The sequence below is a fragment of the Streptomyces sp. NPDC037410 genome (assembly GCF_055602235.1).
In genome coordinates this window covers 142,067-157,942 of record NZ_JBVJWR010000010.1, presented here as the reverse complement: position 1 = coordinate 157,942, position 15,876 = coordinate 142,067, and the positions used below count along the sequence as shown (strand labels likewise).

Sequence of the window (15,876 nt, the reverse complement as noted above, 5' to 3'; positions counted from 1 at the left end):
CGTAGTACCACCCTCGCGGTGTTCAGCCCGCCGCTTCCCCGCCCTTTCCGGTGGGGGAGCCGGCGGGCTTCCGCGTTCCCGGGACCGCCGCCGACCTGCCCGTACGGAACGGACGCGGGGCCGTCGCGCCCCCCGGGCCGCCGAGGGCCGGATCCCGGCGCCCGGCGAGCGCGCGCTCCACGACCGCGTCCAGCGACAGACGCCCGCCCTCCTGGACCGCGCTGCCGAAGGCCTCCGCGCCCAGGGCATCCGCCGCCCGCTGCTCGCACAGGGCCCTCGGCCCGTCGAAGGCCTCCGAGCCGAACAGCCGGATGCCCACCGTGTCCCACACCGGCACCGCGGCCCCCTGGAGGACCGCGGCCTCCGCCGGGTCCCCCTCGCTCACCGTCACGAGCGCGAGCAGCTCGATCGCCAGGACGAGACCGACCAGGTCACGGAAGGTGTGATTGATCGAGACGCACTCGGTGAGCAGCTCCCGCGCCTCGCCGAACGCGTCCCGGGTCCACGCCGAGAACGCCAGGACGTAGAGCGCGTAGGCCCGGGTCCACAGCTCCCCGCGCTCCTCGCAGACCTCCCGTACCTCCCGGCAGATCGCGACCGCCCCCTCCAGGTCGCCCCGGAAGGCCAGCGCCATCGCCACCTCGACCTGCCCCATCAGCACGTTGCTGTTCAGCTCGCCGAGCTCCCGGTAGGAGTCCAGGGCCCGCCCGATCAGCGCCTCGGCCCGCGGCAGATCGTCCGAGAGCAGCGCGAGGCAGCCCATCCGGTGCGTCGCGTACGCCTCCGCCAGCGCGTTCCGCGAGGAACGGGCCCGCTCCCGGCACTCGTGCAGGGCCGCCACCGCCGCCGTGCCGTCCCCCTGGAGCACCGCCACGTAGCCGAGCACCCACAGCGCCTTGAGCCGCGCCTCCTCGTGCCCCGACTCCAGCGCGACCGCCCGCTCCAGCCAGTGCCGGCCCTCCGACAGGCGCCCGCAGCCCACCCAGGCGAACCAGAGCGTGCCCGCCAGGTGCTGAGCGAGGTGCGCGTCGTCCGGGAGTTCGAGACACAGGTCGAGCGCCGCCCGCAGATTGGGCAGCGCCGCGTCCGTACGGGCCGCCACCTCCGCCTGGCGCGGGCTGAACCACTCCAGCTCGCACCAGGTGGCCAGGCCCATGTACCAGTCGCGGTGCCGCCGCCGCAGCCGCTCCGTGTCGCCGAGCGCCGCCAGCCACTCCGCCCCGTACGCGGCGACCGTGTCCAGGAGCCGGTAGGCGGGGCCCGCGGGCGTGTCCTCCCGCGACACCAGCGACTGGGCGAGCAGGCCCCCGAGGTGGTCGAGGATCCGTTCCGGCGGCAGCTCCCGGCTCCCGCACACGTACTCCACCGCCTCCAGGTCGAAGGGGCCGGCGAAGACCGAGAGCCGCGCCCAGAGCAGCCGCTCCTCCGGGGTGCACAGCTCGTGGCTCCAGCCGATCGCGGTGCGCAGCGTCTGATGGCGGGGGAGCACCCCGCGCTCGCCGTCCGTCAGGAGCCGGAAGCGGTCGTCGAGGCGGTGCAGCATCTGCTCGACCGTGAGGAGGGGGAGGCGGCCTGCGGCCAGTTCGAGCGCGAGCGGGATCCCGTCGAGCCGCCGGCACAGCTCCCGCACGGCCGCGACACCGGTCGGCGGGTGCGCTCGCACGGCAGCGTGACGCGTGGGCGGGTGCGCCCGCGGGGCCTCCGGGCTGGTCGCCGGATCCGCTGGGAAGTCCGCTTCGCCAGGCCCCGCGGAGAAGTCCCCTTCGCCAGGCCCCGCGGGGAAGTCCGCTTCCCCAGGCCCCGCGCACAAGTCCGCTTCGCCGGTGCCCGCGGCGAGGTCCCCGGCCACCGGCGCGCCCGCCTCCGCCGCCCGCTCGGCGAGCAGCGCCATCGCGTCCGTCTCGTCCATCGGGGCCAGCGGGAACACCGACTCGCCCGCCACCCGCAGCGGCCGCCGGCCGGCCGCGAGCACGGTGAGGCCCGGCGCGTGGGCCAGGAGCTCCCGCAGCAGCGGCGCGCAGGCCTCCACCAGGTGCTCGAAGCCGTCCACCACCAGCAGCATCCGCCGCTCCGCGAGGTGCTCGACGAGGACCTCGCGCGGGGCCTTCGGCGTGTGGTCGGTCAGACCGAGCGCCTCCACCAGCGCGTACGCCACCAGGTCCGGGTCGCGCAGCGGCGCGAGCTCGGCCAGCCTGACCCCTTCGCCGTAGCGTTTCTGCGCCCCCGCGGCAGCCCGCAGCGCGAGCCGTGTCTTGCCGACACCGCCCACGCCCACGACCGTGACCAGACGGGACGTCTGGAGGAGCGCCGTGAGTGCGGCCTGCTCGGCGGCCCGTCCGACGAACCGGTTCAGCTCCGCCGGGAGATTGCTCCGTCGCATGGGACACGGAGCGTACTCACCCGCGCGCGCTCCGTACAATCGAGATCGCGTAACTCCCGTCCCACGGGCGGTAATGCGGTACGGCAGGACAGCCCGGGCGCGATAGGGTCGGGGGACGACTTTCACAAGGCCCAACGACAGCAGAGAGCGGTGCACAGTGACCGGTGGAGAGGTTGCCGGGATCCTGGTGGCCGTGTTCTGGGCGATCCTCGTCTCCTTCCTCGCCGTGGCACTGGTGAGGCTGGCGCAGACGCTCAGGGCGACCACCAAGCTGGTGGCGGACGTGACCGAGCAGGCCGTTCCCCTGCTGGCCGAGGCGTCCGCGACCGTGCGCTCGGCGCAGACCCAGCTCGACCGGGTCGACGCCATCGCCTCGGACGTCCAGGAGGTCGCCTCCAACGCCTCCGCGCTGTCCACGACCGTCGCCTCCACCTTCGGCGGCCCGCTCGTCAAGGTGGCCGCCTTCGGCTACGGCGTCCGCAGGGCGCTCGGCCGGGGCCGTGAGGCGGAGGGGGCGCCGACGGCCTCCGACCGCCGGACCGTGATCGTCGGCCGTACCGTGCCGTCCTCGCGACGCCGGAAGCAGAAGGGCTGAGCCGCGATGTTCCGCCGCACGTTCTGGTTCACGGCCGGCGCAGCCGCCGGCGTGTGGGCCACCACCAAGGTCAACCGGAAGCTGAAGCAGCTGACCCCCGAGAGCCTCGCGGCCCAGGCGGCGAACAAGGCCGTCGAGACCGGGCACCGGCTCAAGGACTTCGCCCTCGACGTGAGGGCGGGCATGCTCCAGCGTGAGGCCGAGCTGGGCGACGCGCTCGGACTGGCCGCACCGGTGGAGCACGCCCGGGAGCTCCCCGAGCCGCGCCGCAGGGCCGCGCTGGGCCCGGTCGCGCACCCGGCCACCTCGTCGTTTTCCAAGATCCCCACGAGTTCGTACAACCGGAATGAGGACCACTGATGGAGTCGGCTGAAATCCGCCGCCGCTGGCTGAGCTTCTTCGAGGAGCGCGGGCACACCGTCGTCCCTTCGGCGTCGCTCATCGCGGACGACCCGACTCTGCTGCTCGTCCCGGCCGGCATGGTGCCCTTCAAGCCCTACTTCCTGGGCGAGGTCAAGCCGCCCTTCTCGCGCGCCTCCAGCGTGCAGAAGTGCGTGCGCACGCCGGACATCGAGGAGGTCGGCAAGACCACCCGGCACGGCACGTTCTTCCAGATGTGCGGCAACTTCTCCTTCGGCGACTACTTCAAGGAAGGCGCCATCAAGCTCGCCTGGGAGCTGCTGACCACCCCGGTGGAGCACGGCGGCTACGGGCTCGAGCCGGAGAAGCTCTGGATCACCGTCTACCAGGAGGACGACGAGGCCGAGCAGATCTGGCGTGACGTCGTCGGCGTCCCGGCCGAGCGCATCCAGCGCCTCGGCAAGGCGGACAACTACTGGTCCATGGGCGTCCCCGGCCCCTGCGGCCCCTGCTCCGAGATCAACTACGACCGCGGTCCCGAGTTCGGCGTCGAGGGCGGCCCGGCCGTCAACGACGAGCGGTACGTGGAGATCTGGAACCTGGTCTTCATGCAGTACGAGCGCGGTGAGGGCTCCGGCAAGGACGACTTCCCGATCCTCGGCGAGCTCCCGTCGAAGAACATCGACACGGGCCTCGGCCTGGAGCGCCTGGCGATGATCCTCCAGGGCGTCCAGAACATGTACGAGACGGACACCCTCCAGGTCGTCATCGACAAGGCCACCGCCCTCACCGGCGTCGCCTACGGCAAGGCCCACGACAGCGACGTCTCGCTCCGCGTGGTCGCCGACCACATGCGCACCTCCGTGATGCTCATCGGCGACGGCGTCACCCCCGGCAACGAGGGCCGCGGCTACGTGCTCCGCCGCATCATGCGCCGCGCCGTCCGCAACATGCGCCTGCTCGGCGCCACCGGCCCGGTCGTCCAGGACCTCGTCGACACCGTGATCGACACGATGGGCGAGCAGTACCCGGAGCTGGTCACCGACCGCAAGCGCATCGAGACCGTCGCCCTCGCCGAAGAGGCCGCCTTCCTGAAGGCCCTCAAGGGCGGCACCAACATCCTCGACACCGCCGTCACCGAGACCAAGTCCGCCGGCGGCACGGTCCTCGCCGGTGAGAAGGCCTTCCTGCTCCACGACACCTGGGGCTTCCCGATCGACCTCACCCTGGAGATGGCCGCCGAGCAGGGCCTCTCCGTGGACGAGGACGGCTTCCGCCGCCTGATGAAGGAGCAGCGGGACCGGGCCAAGGCCGACGCCAAGGCCAAGAAGACCGGTCACGCCGACATGACCGCGTACCGGGAGATCGCCGACGGCAACGGCGCCACCCAGTTCACCGGTTACACCAACACCGAGGGCGAGACCACGGTCGTCGGCCTCCTCGTGAACGGCGTCCCCTCGCCGGCCGCCTCCGAGGGCGACGAGGTCGAGGTCGTCCTCGACCGCACCCCGTTCTACGCCGAGGGCGGCGGCCAGATCGCCGACCAGGGCCGCATCAAGCTGCACAGCGGCGCCGTCATCGAGGTCCGCGACGTCCAGCAGCCGGTCCCGGGCGTCTCGGTCCACAAGGGCTCCGTGCAGGTCGGCGAGGTGACCGTGGGCTCCACCGCCTACGCCACCATCGACGTCAAGCGCCGCCGGGCCATCGCCCGCGCCCACTCCGCCACGCACCTGACGCACCAGGCCCTGCGTGACGCCCTCGGCCCGACGGCCGCCCAGGCCGGTTCCGAGAACCAGCCCGGCCGCTTCCGCTTCGACTTCGGCTCGCCGAACGCCGTCCCCGGCGCGGTCCTCACCGACGTCGAGCAGAAGATCAACGAGGTCCTCTCGCGCGAGCTGGAGGTCCACGCCGAGGTCATGCCGATCAACGAGGCCAAGCGCCAGGGCGCCATCGCCGAGTTCGGCGAGAAGTACGGCGAGCAGGTCCGTGTCGTCACCATCGGCGACTTCTCCAAGGAGCTGTGCGGCGGCACGCACGTCGGCAACACCGCCCAGCTGGGCCTGGTGAAGCTGCTCGGCGAGTCGTCCATCGGCTCCGGCGTGCGCCGCATCGAGGCCCTCGTCGGCGTCGACGCGTACAACTTCCTCGCCCGCGAGCACACGGTCGTCGCCCAGCTCCAGGAGCTCGTCAAGGGCCGCCCGGAGGAGCTGCCGGAGAAGATCTCCACCATGCTCGGCAAGCTGAAGGACGCCGAGAAGGAGATCGAGAAGTTCCGCGCGGAGAAGGTCCTCCAGGCCGCCGCCGGTCTCGTCGACTCCGCCCGCGACATCCGCGGCGTCGCCCTCGTCACCGGGCAGGTCCCGGACGGCACCGGCGCCGACGACCTGCGCAAGCTGGTCCTCGACGTCCGCGGCCGCATCCCCTCGGACCGCCCGGCCGTCGTGGCCCTGTTCACCACCGTCGGCGGCAAGCCGCTGACGGTCATCGCCACCAACGAGGCCGCCCGCGAGCGCGGCTTCAAGGCCGGCGAGCTGGTCCGCACGGCCGCCAAGACCCTCGGCGGCGGTGGCGGCGGCAAGCCGGACGTCGCCCAGGGCGGCGGCCAGAACCCGGAGGCCGTCGGCGAGGCCATCGCCGCCGTCGAGCGTCTCGTGGTGGAGACGGCGTGACGATGCGCCGCGGCCGCCGTCTCGCGGTCGACGTCGGGGACGCCCGGATCGGGGTCGCCTCGTGCGACCCCGACGGGGTCCTCGCGACGCCGGTGGAGACCGTGCCGGGACGCGACGTCCCGGCGGCCCACCGGCGGCTCCGCCAGATCGTCGAGGAGTACGAGCCGATCGAGGTCGTCGTGGGCCTGCCCCGCTCGCTCAGCGGGCGGGAGGGCCCGGCCGCGACCAAGGTCCGCGCCTTCGCCGGCGAGATGGCCAAGGGCATCGCCCCGATCCCGGTCCGCCTCGTCGACGAGCGGATGACCACCGTCACCGCGACCCAGGGCCTGCGCGCCTCGGGCGTGAAGGCGAAGAAGGGGCGGTCCGTCATCGACCAGGCCGCCGCTGTGATCATCCTTCAGAACGCTCTTGAGTCCGAACGGGTATCAGGTAATCCGCCCGGTGAGGGCGTCGAAGTGGTCATCTGATCGCGATACGGTAACGTTCCGCGCGATGCGGCGGTGTTCGAACAGCTGCTGCACTACGTAGAGGCGGATCGTCCGGAAGCCTCGCGGCTGTTTGGGGATCGATGACTGAGTATGGCCGGGGCCCTGGCTCCGAACCGTGGCACCCGGGGGACCCGCTCTATGGGGACCAGGGGTGGGAGGGCCAGCAGCAGTACCCGCAGCAGCAGGCGAGCCAGTACGGCCACGGCGGCCAGGGCTACGCGGACCCGTACGGCCAGGGCTACGGGGGTGACCCGTACCAGCAGCAGGCGCAGCAGCAGTACCAGCAGCCTCAGCCTCAGCAGCAGTACCAGCAGCAGCCTCAGCAGCAGTACGTCGATCCCCAGTACCAGCAGCAACAGCAGCAACAGCAGTACCAGCAGCAGTACGGGACGGGGTACCCGGGCGTCGGCTACGACACGCCCGGGAACCCCGGACAGCAGTACGACGGCAACTGGGAGACCGGCCAGGCGGCGATGGCCTACGGCGCGCCCCCGGCCGATCCGTACGGCGGCCAGAACCCCGACCTCTACGGCACGCCCGAGGCCTACCCGCCGCCCCAGCCGCCCGGCCGCCGGCAGAACCCGCCGGAGCCGGTCGTCGACTGGGCGCCGGAGGAGGAGACGCACCCCGAGGCGGAGCCGGAGGAGGAGACGCACCCCTTCTTCACCGGTGAATCCGATGACGACGACGCCGACTACGACGAGGAGCCGGGCCGCGGCGGCCGCGGCTCCCGCGACGGCGACCGCGAGCGCCGGAGCAAAGCGAAGAAACGCAAAGGCAAGAACGGCGTGGCCTGCCTGGTCGTCGCCGCCGTCCTGGTCGGCGGCCTGGGCGGCGTCGGCTACTTCGGCTACAAGTTCTGGCAGGGCCAGTTCGGCGCGGCGCCCGACTACGCGGGCAGCGGCAGCGGGGTCGTGCAGGTCGAGATCCCGAAGGACGCCGGCGGCTACGAGATCGGCAACATCCTCAAGAAGGCCGGCGTCGTCAAGAGCGTCGACGCCTTCGTCTCCGCACAGCAGAAGAACCCCCGGGGCCTCTCGATCCAGGCGGGCGCGTACGCGCTGAAGAAGGAGATGTCGGCGGACAGCGCGGTCACGCTGATGCTGAACCCGGCCAGCCAGGCGAACCTGATCATCCCGGAGGGCAAGCGGAACGCCTGGGTGTACGAGAAGCTCGACGAGCGACTCGACCTCGCGCCCGGGACGACGCAGGGCATCGCAAAGGCGAAGGCGGACAGCCTCGGTCTCCCGGACTGGGCGAAGAACCACAAGAACGTGAAGGACCCGCTGGAGGGCTTCCTCTTCCCGGCGAGCTACCCGGTGGCCAAGGGCAACAAGCCCGAGGACGTCCTGCGCAAGATGGTGAGCCGCGCGAACCAGGAGTACATGAAGTTCGACCTGGAGGCCAAGGCGAAGTCGCTCGGTGTCGACAGCCCCTGGGAGCTCGTCACGATCGGGAGCCTGGTCCAGGCGGAGGGTACGTCCCACGACGACTTCCGCAAGATGGCCGAGGTCGTCTACAACCGGCTCAAGCCGTCGAACCCGCAGACCTACGGCGGGCTCGAATTCGACTCGACGTACAACTACATCAAGAACCAGAGCAAGATCGACCTCACCCTCGAAGAGCTGCGGAAGTACGACAACCCGTACAACACGTACTTCGTCAAGGGTCTGCCTCCCGGTCCCATCGGCAACCCCGGCGCCGAGGCGATGCAGGGCGTGGTCAGCCCGACGCACGACGGCTGGTACTACTTCGTCTCGATCGACGGCAAGACCTCCGAGTTCACGAAGACCAACGCCGAGCACCAGAAGCTCGTCGAAAAGTTCAACGAGTCGAGGAAGAACTGATGGCGACAGCACGCCGGGCGGCCGTTCTGGGATCGCCCATCGCCCACTCGCTCTCCCCAATCCTGCACCGCGCCGCGTACGCCGAGCTCGGGCTCGACGACTGGGCGTACGACCGCTTCGAGGTGGACGAGGCCGGGCTGCCCGGCTTCGTCGGCGAGCTGGACGACAGCTGGGCCGGGCTCTCGCTGACCATGCCGCTCAAGCGGGCGATCATCCCGCTGCTCGACGAGATCAGCGACACGGCCGCCTCCGTGGAGGCCGTCAACACCGTCGTCCTCCGTGAGGACGGGCGACGGGTCGGCGACAACACCGACGTCCCCGGCATGATCGCCGCCCTGCGCGAGCGGGGCGTCGAGGAGGTGGAGTCGGCGGCCGTCCTCGGCGCCGGCGCCACCGCCTCCTCCGCGCTCGCCGCCCTCGCCCGGATCTGCGCGGGCCCCGTCACCGCGTACGTACGCAGCGAGGCGCGCGCCGAGGAGATGCGCGGCTGGGGCGAGCGGCTCGGCGTGGACGTCCGTACGGCCGACTGGGAGCGGGCGGCGGAGGCCTTCGAGGCGCCGCTGGTCATCGCGACCACCCCGGCCGGCACCACCAACGCCCTGGCGACCGCCGTCCCCGACCGCGTCGGCACCCTCTTCGACGTCCTGTACGACCCCTGGCCGACCGCGCTCGCCGCCGCCTGGTCCGACCACGGCGGCAAGGTCGTCGGCGGCCTCGACCTCCTCGTCCACCAGGCCGTCCTCCAGGTCGAACAGATGACGGGCGTCCCGAAGGCCCCGCTCGCGGCCATGCGGGCGGCGGGGGAGCGGGCGCTGGCGGCTCGGTAGGCTCCACCCCGTACCGAGTCGATCATGGGGGAGCGGTTGTGGACACGGGCGGGGAACTCGTACTGGCGTCGCGGTGGAGCGTGTCCTGGGACATCGCGCGACTGGTCTTCGCGGTGTTCCACCACCACTTGCCCGAATGGGTGAGGTATCCGCTGCTCGCGTTCGGCTGCGCCGTGGTCGTCCACCTCGGCCTCGGCTGGCTGCGTGAGCGATTCGGCGCGCCCCTGGAGGAGAGCGAGGCCGACCGCGAGAGCGGCGAGGCCGTCCAGGAGAGCGAGGCCGACGTCCGATAGCTGGACCGGAGGACGGGTTCGTCCCCCGGACGTGGGAGGATCGGGGTTGGCGGGCCAGGGCCGCGCACCCGGCCGCGTCGTCGCAGTGCCCAGGCGCGAGCATGAGGAGCATCGTTGAGCAGGTTGCGTTGGCTGACCGCTGGGGAATCCCACGGACCCGCGCTGGTCGCGACCCTTGAGGGTCTTCCCGCCGGCGTCCCGGTCACCACTGAGCTGGTGGCGGACCACCTCGCCCGGCGACGCCTCGGCTATGGGCGTGGCGCCCGCATGAAGTTCGAGCAGGACGAGGTCACCTTCCTCGGCGGTGTCCGCCACGGGCTCTCCCTCGGCTCGCCGATCGCCGTCATGGTGGGCAACACCGAGTGGCCGAAGTGGGAGAAGGTCATGTCGGCCGATCCGGTCGACCCCGCGGAGCTGAAGGAGACGGGTCGCAACGCGCCCCTGACCCGGCCCCGGCCCGGCCACGCCGATCTCGCCGGCATGCAGAAGTACGGGTTCGACGAGGCCCGGCCGATCCTGGAGCGCGCCAGCGCCCGCGAGACCGCGGCCCGGGTCGCGCTCGGCGCCGTCGCACGGTCCTTCATCAAGGAGGCCGCCGGCATCGAGATCGTCTCCCACGTGGTGGAGCTGGCCGCGGCCAAGGCGCCTTACGGGGTCTACCCGACCCCCGCCGACGTCGAGAAGCTCGACGCCGACCCCGTCCGCTGCCTCGACGCCGACGCGTCGAAGGCGATGGTCGCGGAGATCGACCAGGCCCACAAGGACGGCGACACCCTCGGTGGCGTCGTCGAGGTCCTCGCGTACGGCGTGCCCGTCGGCCTCGGTTCGCATGTGCACTGGGACCGGCGGCTCGATGCCCGCCTCGCCGCCGCGCTCATGGGCATCCAGGCGATCAAGGGCGTCGAGGTCGGCGACGGCTTCGACCTGGCCCGCGTGCCCGGCTCCCAGGCACACGACGAGATCGTCCGCACCGAGGACGGGATCAAGCGCACCACCGGCCGCTCCGGCGGCACCGAGGGCGGCCTGACCACCGGCGAGCTGCTCCGCGTCCGCGCCGCGATGAAGCCCATCGCGACCGTCCCGCGCGCCCTGGCCACCATCGACGTCGCCACCGGCGAGGCCGCGGCCGCCCACCACCAGCGCTCCGACGTGTGCGCCGTCCCCGCCGCCGGCATCGTCGCCGAGGCCATGGTCGCGCTCGTCCTCGCGGACGCGGTCGTCGAGAAGTTCGGCGGCGACAGCGTCCCCGAGACCCGCCGCAACGTGCGGTCGTACCTCGACAACCTGAACATCCGGTGACCGCCGGACCCCTGGTCGTCCTCGTCGGCCCCATGGGCTCCGGCAAGTCCACGGTGGGCGCGCTCCTGGCCGAACGGCTCGGCGCGCCCTACCGGGACACCGACGCCGACATCGTCGCCGCCGAAGGACGCGAGATCTCCGACATCTTCGTCGAGGACGGCGAGGAGCACTTCCGCGCCCTGGAGCGGGCCGCGGTCGCCACGGCCGTCGCCGAGCACGAGGGCGTCCTCGCCCTCGGCGGCGGCGCGATCCTGGACGCCGGGACCCGCGCCCTGCTCGCCGGGCTGCCCGTCGCGTACCTCTCCATGGACGTCGAGGAGGCCGTACGGCGGGTCGGACTCAACACCGCCCGGCCGCTCCTCGCCGTCAACCCGCGCCGCCAGTGGCGCGAGCTGATGGAGGCGCGCCGCCACCTGTACACCGAAGTCGCACGGGTCGTCGTCGCCACGGACGACCGCACCCCCGAAGAGGTCGCCCAGGCGGTCCTCGACGCTCTGGAGTTGAAGGACGTATGACGGACCAGGACCAGGTGACCCGTATCCAGGTCGGCGGTTCCGCGGGCACCGATCCGTACGAGGTACTGGTCGGCCGGCAGCTCCTCGATGAGCTCCCCGCGCTGATCGGCACCCAGGCCAAGCGGGTCGCCGTGATCCACCCGGAGGCGCTCGCCGACACCGGCGAGGCGCTCCGCGCCGACCTGGCCGAGCAGGGCTACGAGGCCGTCGCCATCCAGGTGCCGAACGCCGAGGAGGCGAAGACCGCCGAGGTCGCCGCCTACTGCTGGAAGGCCCTCGGGCAGACCGGCTTCACCCGCAGCGACGTCGTCGTCGGCGTCGGCGGCGGCGCCACCACCGACCTCGCGGGCTTCGTCGCCGCGACCTGGCTGCGGGGCGTGCGCTGGATCGCCGTGCCCACCACGGTCCTGGCCATGGTCGACGCGGCCGTCGGGGGCAAGACGGGCATCAACACCGCCGAGGGCAAGAACCTCGTCGGCGCCTTCCACCCGCCGGCCGGCGTCCTCTGCGACCTCGCGGCGCTCGACTCGCTGCCCGTGCACGACTACGTCAGCGGTCTCGCCGAGATCATCAAGGCCGGCTTCATCGTCGACCCGGTGATCCTCGACCTCATCGAGGAGGACCCGCAGGCCGCCCGTACCCCCGCCGGGCCGCACACCGCCGAGCTGCTCGTCCGCTCGATCAAGGTCAAGGCGGAGGTCGTCTCCGGCGACCTCAAGGAGTCCGGCCGCCGGGAGATCCTCAACTACGGCCACACCCTCGCCCACGCCATCGAGAAGAACGAGCGGTACAAGTGGCGCCACGGCGCCGCCGTCTCCGTCGGCATGGTCTTCGCCGCCGAGCTCGGCCGCCTCGCCGGGCGGCTCGACGACGCCACCGCCGACCGGCACCGGGCGATCCTGGAGTCCGTCGGCCTGCCGCTCACCTACCGCGGCGACCAGTGGCCCAAGCTCCTGGAGACGATGCGGGTCGACAAGAAGTCCCGCGGCGACCTGCTGCGCTTCATCGTGCTCGACGGGCTCGGCAAGCCGACCCTCCTGGAGGGTCCCGACCCGGCCGTCCTGATCGCGGCGTACGGCGAGGTGTCGGCGTGAGCGAGACGCGTCCGGTGCTGGTGCTCAACGGCCCCAACCTGGGCCGTCTCGGCTCCCGCGAGCCCGACATCTACGGCGCCACCTCGTACAAGGGGCTCGTCGAGTCCTGCCGGACCCTCGGCGCGGAGCTCGGCTTCGACGTCGAGGTGCGGGAGACCAACGACGAGGGCGAGATGATCCGCTGGCTCCACGAGGCCGCGGACGGCTCGGTCCCCGTGGTGATCAACCCCGGCGCCTTCACCCACTACTCGTACGGAATGCGGGACGCCGCCGCCCAGCGGACCGCCCCGCTGATCGAGGTGCACATCTCGAACCCGTACGCCCGTGAGGAGTTCCGGCACACCTCGGTCATCGCGGCCGTGGCGACCGGCACGGTCGCCGGGTTCGGGATCGGTTCCTACCGGCTGGCGCTGCGGGCGCTCGCCGAGGAACTCACCGACTGACAGGGCCTTTCAGGGCACCAGGAGGCGTCCCCGGTCGTTCCCCCTGTGGGGGGCCGGGGCGGTAACGTTCCGGCGACCACGGACACACCTGTCCGGGGATCCAGCAGGCGCACGAGACGGAGTGGCACCGGATGCAGCACGCAGTGGGGGGCCCGCTGCCACCGCCCGAACAGCCGGGCGGACCGCCCGGCCCCGGCCCGGGTCCGGGACCCGCGCCCGGTCCGGGACCTGTGCCTGGTTCCGGACCTGGGCCTGGTCCGGGACTCGCGCCTGGTTCCGTACACGCCCCGGGGTCCGTACACGCCCCGGGGTCCGTACGCGCGCCTGGTTCCGTACCCGCGCCCGGGTCCGTGTCGGGTCACGTGGTCGGCGGTGGGGAGCTCGGTGGGCAGGTGCCCGTTCCTCCGCCGCTTCCGCCCGGCACGCCGTACCCCGCGCCGCCGTCCGGACCCCGGCTCGGCGTGCACCCGACCGTCCAGGCCGGCGCTCCCCGGCCCCCGCACGCCCCGCCGCCCTCCGGGCCCGGCCCGGGGCCCGGCTGGGGCACGCCGGGAGGCATACCTCAGCACCAGCACCCCGCCGCGCCCCCGCCGCACCCCGCCGCCGGGCCGCAGCATCCCTCCTCCGCCCCGCCGCGCGGGGACCTGACCGGGCACGTGCCGCTGCCGCCCGTGAGCGCGCCGCTCGCGCCGCCCGCGGAGCTCGGCGCCGGGACCGGTGCGGCCACCCTCGCCGTCCTGCTCATCGGCCCCGCGGGCGCGGGCAAGACGACCGTCGCCCGGCACTGGGCGCAGCGCCGCCGCGTGCCCACCGCGCACATCAGCCTGGACGACGTCCGCGAATGGGTCTGCTCCGGCTTCGCCGACCCGCAGTCCGGCTGGAACGAGCACTCCGAGGCGCAGTACCGGCTCGCCCGCCGCACCTGCGGCTTCGCCGCGCGCAACTTCCTCGCCAACGGCATCTCCTGCATCGTCGACGACGCCGTCTTCCCGGACCGGCCCGTCGTCGGGCTCGGCGGCTGGAAGCGGCACGTCGGCCCCGGCCTGCTGCCCGTCGTCCTGCTGCCCGGCCTGGAGATCGTCCTGGAGCGCAACGCCGAGCGCAGCGGCAACCGGCGCCTCTCGGACGAGGAGGTCGCCGCCATCCACGGCCGGATGGCCGGCTGGTACGGCTCGGGCCTGCCGATCATCGACAACTCCACGTACGACGTCGAGACCACCGCGCGCGTCCTCGACGACGTCCTCGCCCGCGCGATCGCGAGCCCGCCCACCTGGTGACCCCGCCCGGACGGCCGTCCTGAACAGGCCGTCGCGGCGCGGCGCTCGTACGCTCGGAGCATGTCAGAGGTGTATGCGGACCGCCGGGTGCGGCTGCGCGACCGGTGCGCGGCCGCGGGCAGCCCGGCGGCCCTGGTCTCCCGCCCCGCCAACGTCCGCTATCTCGCGGGTGGTTCACCGCCCGGCTCCGTCCTGCTCGTCGGGCCGGAACCGGAGTCGGACGTGCTGCTCTGCCCCGTCCCGCCCGGCGGCGAGCCGGCCGACGGGCGGCTCGACGAGCTGCTCCGGCAGCAGGTCCTGCCCACCGGAGGGGGCGATCCGGCGGTCGCCGCCGTCGACCTCGCCCGCCGGGCGGGCGCCGACGCGCTCGCGGTCGAGGAGCACCACCTGACGGTCGCCCGGCACCGGGCCATGGGCTCCGTCGCCCCCGCCCTGCGCCTCGCCGACCTCGCCTGCGCCGTCGAACAGCTCAGGATCGTCAAGGACGAGGACGAGATCGCCTGCCTGCGGATCGCGGCGGAGATCGCCGACCAGGCGCTCGGCGAGCTCCTGGAGTCGATCCTCGTGGGGCGGACCGAGCGCCACCTCGCCCTGGAGCTGGAGCGGCGGCTCGTCGACCACGGCGCCGACGGGGCCGCGTTCCCCACCTCCGTGGGGACCGGCCCGCACTCCGGGCGCCGCGGGCACCGGCCCACCGACCGCCGGGTCGAGGAGGGTGATTTCCTCACCGTCTGCCTCGGCGCGGACTACCGCGGCTACCGGTGCGAGATCGGCCGTACGTTCGTCATCGGCACCACCCCCGCCGACTGGCAGATCGAGCTGTACGAGCTCGTCTTCGCCGCTCAGCGGGCCGGACGCGAGTCCCTCGCGCCCGGCGCGGAGTACCGCGACGTGGACCGGGCGGCCCGCCAGATCCTGGACGCCGCGGGGCACGCGGAGGCCGCCGTGCCCCTCACCGGGCACGGGGTGGGGCTCGAAATCGACGAGGACCCGCAGCTCTCACCTTCGGCCATGGGTAAACTGGACGCTTGCGTGCCGGTCACCGTCGAACCGGGGGTCCACCTCCCGGGCCGGGGCGGGGTCCGGATCGATGACACGCTCGTCGTACGCCAGGAGGCGGACGGCGGACCCGAGCTACTCACCATCACGACCAAGGAGCTGCTCGCGCTGTGAGGCGCGTACGCCTCCTCGGTCCACGTCAGTCCAGGAGATTCCGCAACCGTGGCTTCCACGAACGACCTCAAGAACGGCATGGTGCTCAAGCTCGACGGGGACCAGCTCTGGTCCGTCGTCGAGTTCCAGCACGTCAAGCCCGGCAAGGGCCCGGCTTTCGTGCGCACCAAGCTCAAGCACGTGCTCTCCGGCAAGGTCGTCGACAAGACCTTCAACGCTGGTACGAAGGTCGAGACGGCCACCATCGACCGCCGCGACATGCAGTTCTCCTACATGGACGGCGACTACTTCGTCTTCATGGACATGGAGACGTACGACCAGCTGCACATCGACCGGAAGAACGTCGGTGACGCCGCCAACTTCCTGATCGAGGGCTTCACCGCCTCCGTGGCGCAGCACGAGGGCGAGGTGCTCTACGTCGAGCTGCCGGCCGCCGTCGAGCTGACGATCAAGCACACCGACCCGGGCGTCCAGGGCGACCGCTCCACCGGCGGCACCAAGCCCGCCACGCTGGAGACGGACTACGAGATCCAGGTCCCGCTCTTCATCACCACCGGTGAGAAGGTCAAGGTCGACACCCGCACCAGCGACTACCTCGGCCGGGTGAACAAGTAAC

Annotated in this window: 15 protein-coding genes; 14 read left to right on the top strand and 1 reads right to left on the bottom strand. The window is 72.5% G+C overall.

The window, feature by feature from the left end:
* Window positions 1-22: 22 nt before the first annotated feature.
* Window positions 23-2,380, bottom strand: coding sequence for an ATP-binding protein (locus tag ACZ7HT_RS18885; protein WP_471166825.1), 2,358 nt, complete (start codon window positions 2,378-2,380; stop codon window positions 23-25).
* A 157-nt stretch (window positions 2,381-2,537) separates the two neighbouring features.
* Between ACZ7HT_RS18885 and ACZ7HT_RS18880 the strand changes: the two genes are divergently transcribed.
* From ACZ7HT_RS18880 to efp, 14 genes are all read left to right on the top strand, one after another.
* Window positions 2,538-2,975 (top strand): DUF948 domain-containing protein, encoded by a 438-nt coding sequence (locus ACZ7HT_RS18880; RefSeq protein ID WP_471166822.1) that lies wholly within the window; start codon window positions 2,538-2,540, stop codon window positions 2,973-2,975.
* A gap of 6 nt (window positions 2,976-2,981) precedes the next feature.
* Complete coding sequence (locus tag ACZ7HT_RS18875; RefSeq protein ID WP_471166819.1) at window positions 2,982-3,335, top strand: DUF6167 family protein; 354 nt, start codon at window positions 2,982-2,984, stop codon at window positions 3,333-3,335.
* Window positions 3,335-6,004 carry an alanine--tRNA ligase gene (gene alaS, locus ACZ7HT_RS18870; protein ID WP_471166817.1) on the top strand — a complete coding sequence of 890 codons (2,670 nt, stop codon included), beginning with the start codon at window positions 3,335-3,337 and terminating at the stop codon, window positions 6,002-6,004. Before ACZ7HT_RS18875 ends, alaS begins: the two co-directional genes overlap by 1 nt.
* A 2-nt stretch (window positions 6,005-6,006) precedes the next feature.
* A complete protein-coding gene (gene ruvX / locus ACZ7HT_RS18865) occupies window positions 6,007-6,471 on the top strand; it encodes a Holliday junction resolvase RuvX (RefSeq protein ID WP_116162006.1) in 465 nt (154 codons plus the stop codon).
* 101 nt (window positions 6,472-6,572) lie between these two features.
* The gene (gene mltG / locus ACZ7HT_RS18860) at window positions 6,573-8,339 is read left to right on the top strand and encodes an endolytic transglycosylase MltG (protein WP_471166814.1); all 1,767 of its coding nucleotides are present in this window, start codon (window positions 6,573-6,575) and stop codon (window positions 8,337-8,339) included.
* Window positions 8,339-9,166 carry a shikimate dehydrogenase gene (locus tag ACZ7HT_RS18855; RefSeq protein WP_471166811.1) on the top strand — a complete coding sequence of 276 codons (828 nt, stop codon included), beginning with the start codon at window positions 8,339-8,341 and terminating at the stop codon, window positions 9,164-9,166. The genes mltG and ACZ7HT_RS18855 overlap by 1 nt, the downstream gene beginning before the upstream one ends.
* Window positions 9,167-9,204: 38 nt before the next feature.
* Entirely contained in the window at window positions 9,205-9,459 is a 255-nt protein-coding gene (locus ACZ7HT_RS18850) for a hypothetical protein (protein ID WP_471166808.1), read from the top strand.
* A gap of 114 nt (window positions 9,460-9,573) precedes the next feature.
* Window positions 9,574-10,758: a chorismate synthase gene (aroC, locus tag ACZ7HT_RS18845; protein ID WP_471166805.1), complete on the top strand. Its 1,185-nt coding sequence runs from the start codon at window positions 9,574-9,576 to the stop codon at window positions 10,756-10,758.
* The gene (locus ACZ7HT_RS18840; protein ID WP_093877082.1) at window positions 10,755-11,273 is read left to right on the top strand and encodes a shikimate kinase; all 519 of its coding nucleotides are present in this window, start codon (window positions 10,755-10,757) and stop codon (window positions 11,271-11,273) included. Before aroC ends, ACZ7HT_RS18840 begins: the two co-directional genes overlap by 4 nt.
* Window positions 11,270-12,367, top strand: coding sequence for a 3-dehydroquinate synthase (aroB, locus tag ACZ7HT_RS18835; RefSeq protein WP_471166802.1), 1,098 nt, complete (start codon window positions 11,270-11,272; stop codon window positions 12,365-12,367). The genes ACZ7HT_RS18840 and aroB overlap by 4 nt, the downstream gene beginning before the upstream one ends.
* Window positions 12,364-12,810 carry a type II 3-dehydroquinate dehydratase gene (gene aroQ, locus ACZ7HT_RS18830; protein WP_471166799.1) on the top strand — a complete coding sequence of 149 codons (447 nt, stop codon included), beginning with the start codon at window positions 12,364-12,366 and terminating at the stop codon, window positions 12,808-12,810. Before aroB ends, aroQ begins: the two co-directional genes overlap by 4 nt.
* A gap of 392 nt (window positions 12,811-13,202) precedes the next feature.
* A complete protein-coding gene (locus ACZ7HT_RS18825; RefSeq protein WP_471166796.1) occupies window positions 13,203-14,087 on the top strand; it encodes an AAA family ATPase in 885 nt (294 codons plus the stop codon).
* A 60-nt stretch (window positions 14,088-14,147) separates the two neighbouring features.
* The gene (locus tag ACZ7HT_RS18820; protein ID WP_471166794.1) at window positions 14,148-15,260 is read left to right on the top strand and encodes an aminopeptidase P family protein; all 1,113 of its coding nucleotides are present in this window, start codon (window positions 14,148-14,150) and stop codon (window positions 15,258-15,260) included.
* Between the two features lie 48 nt (window positions 15,261-15,308).
* On the top strand, window positions 15,309-15,875 hold the full coding sequence (efp, locus tag ACZ7HT_RS18815) for an elongation factor P (RefSeq protein WP_471166792.1): 567 nt from the start codon (window positions 15,309-15,311) through the stop codon (window positions 15,873-15,875).
* Window position 15,876 lies beyond the last annotated feature (1 nt).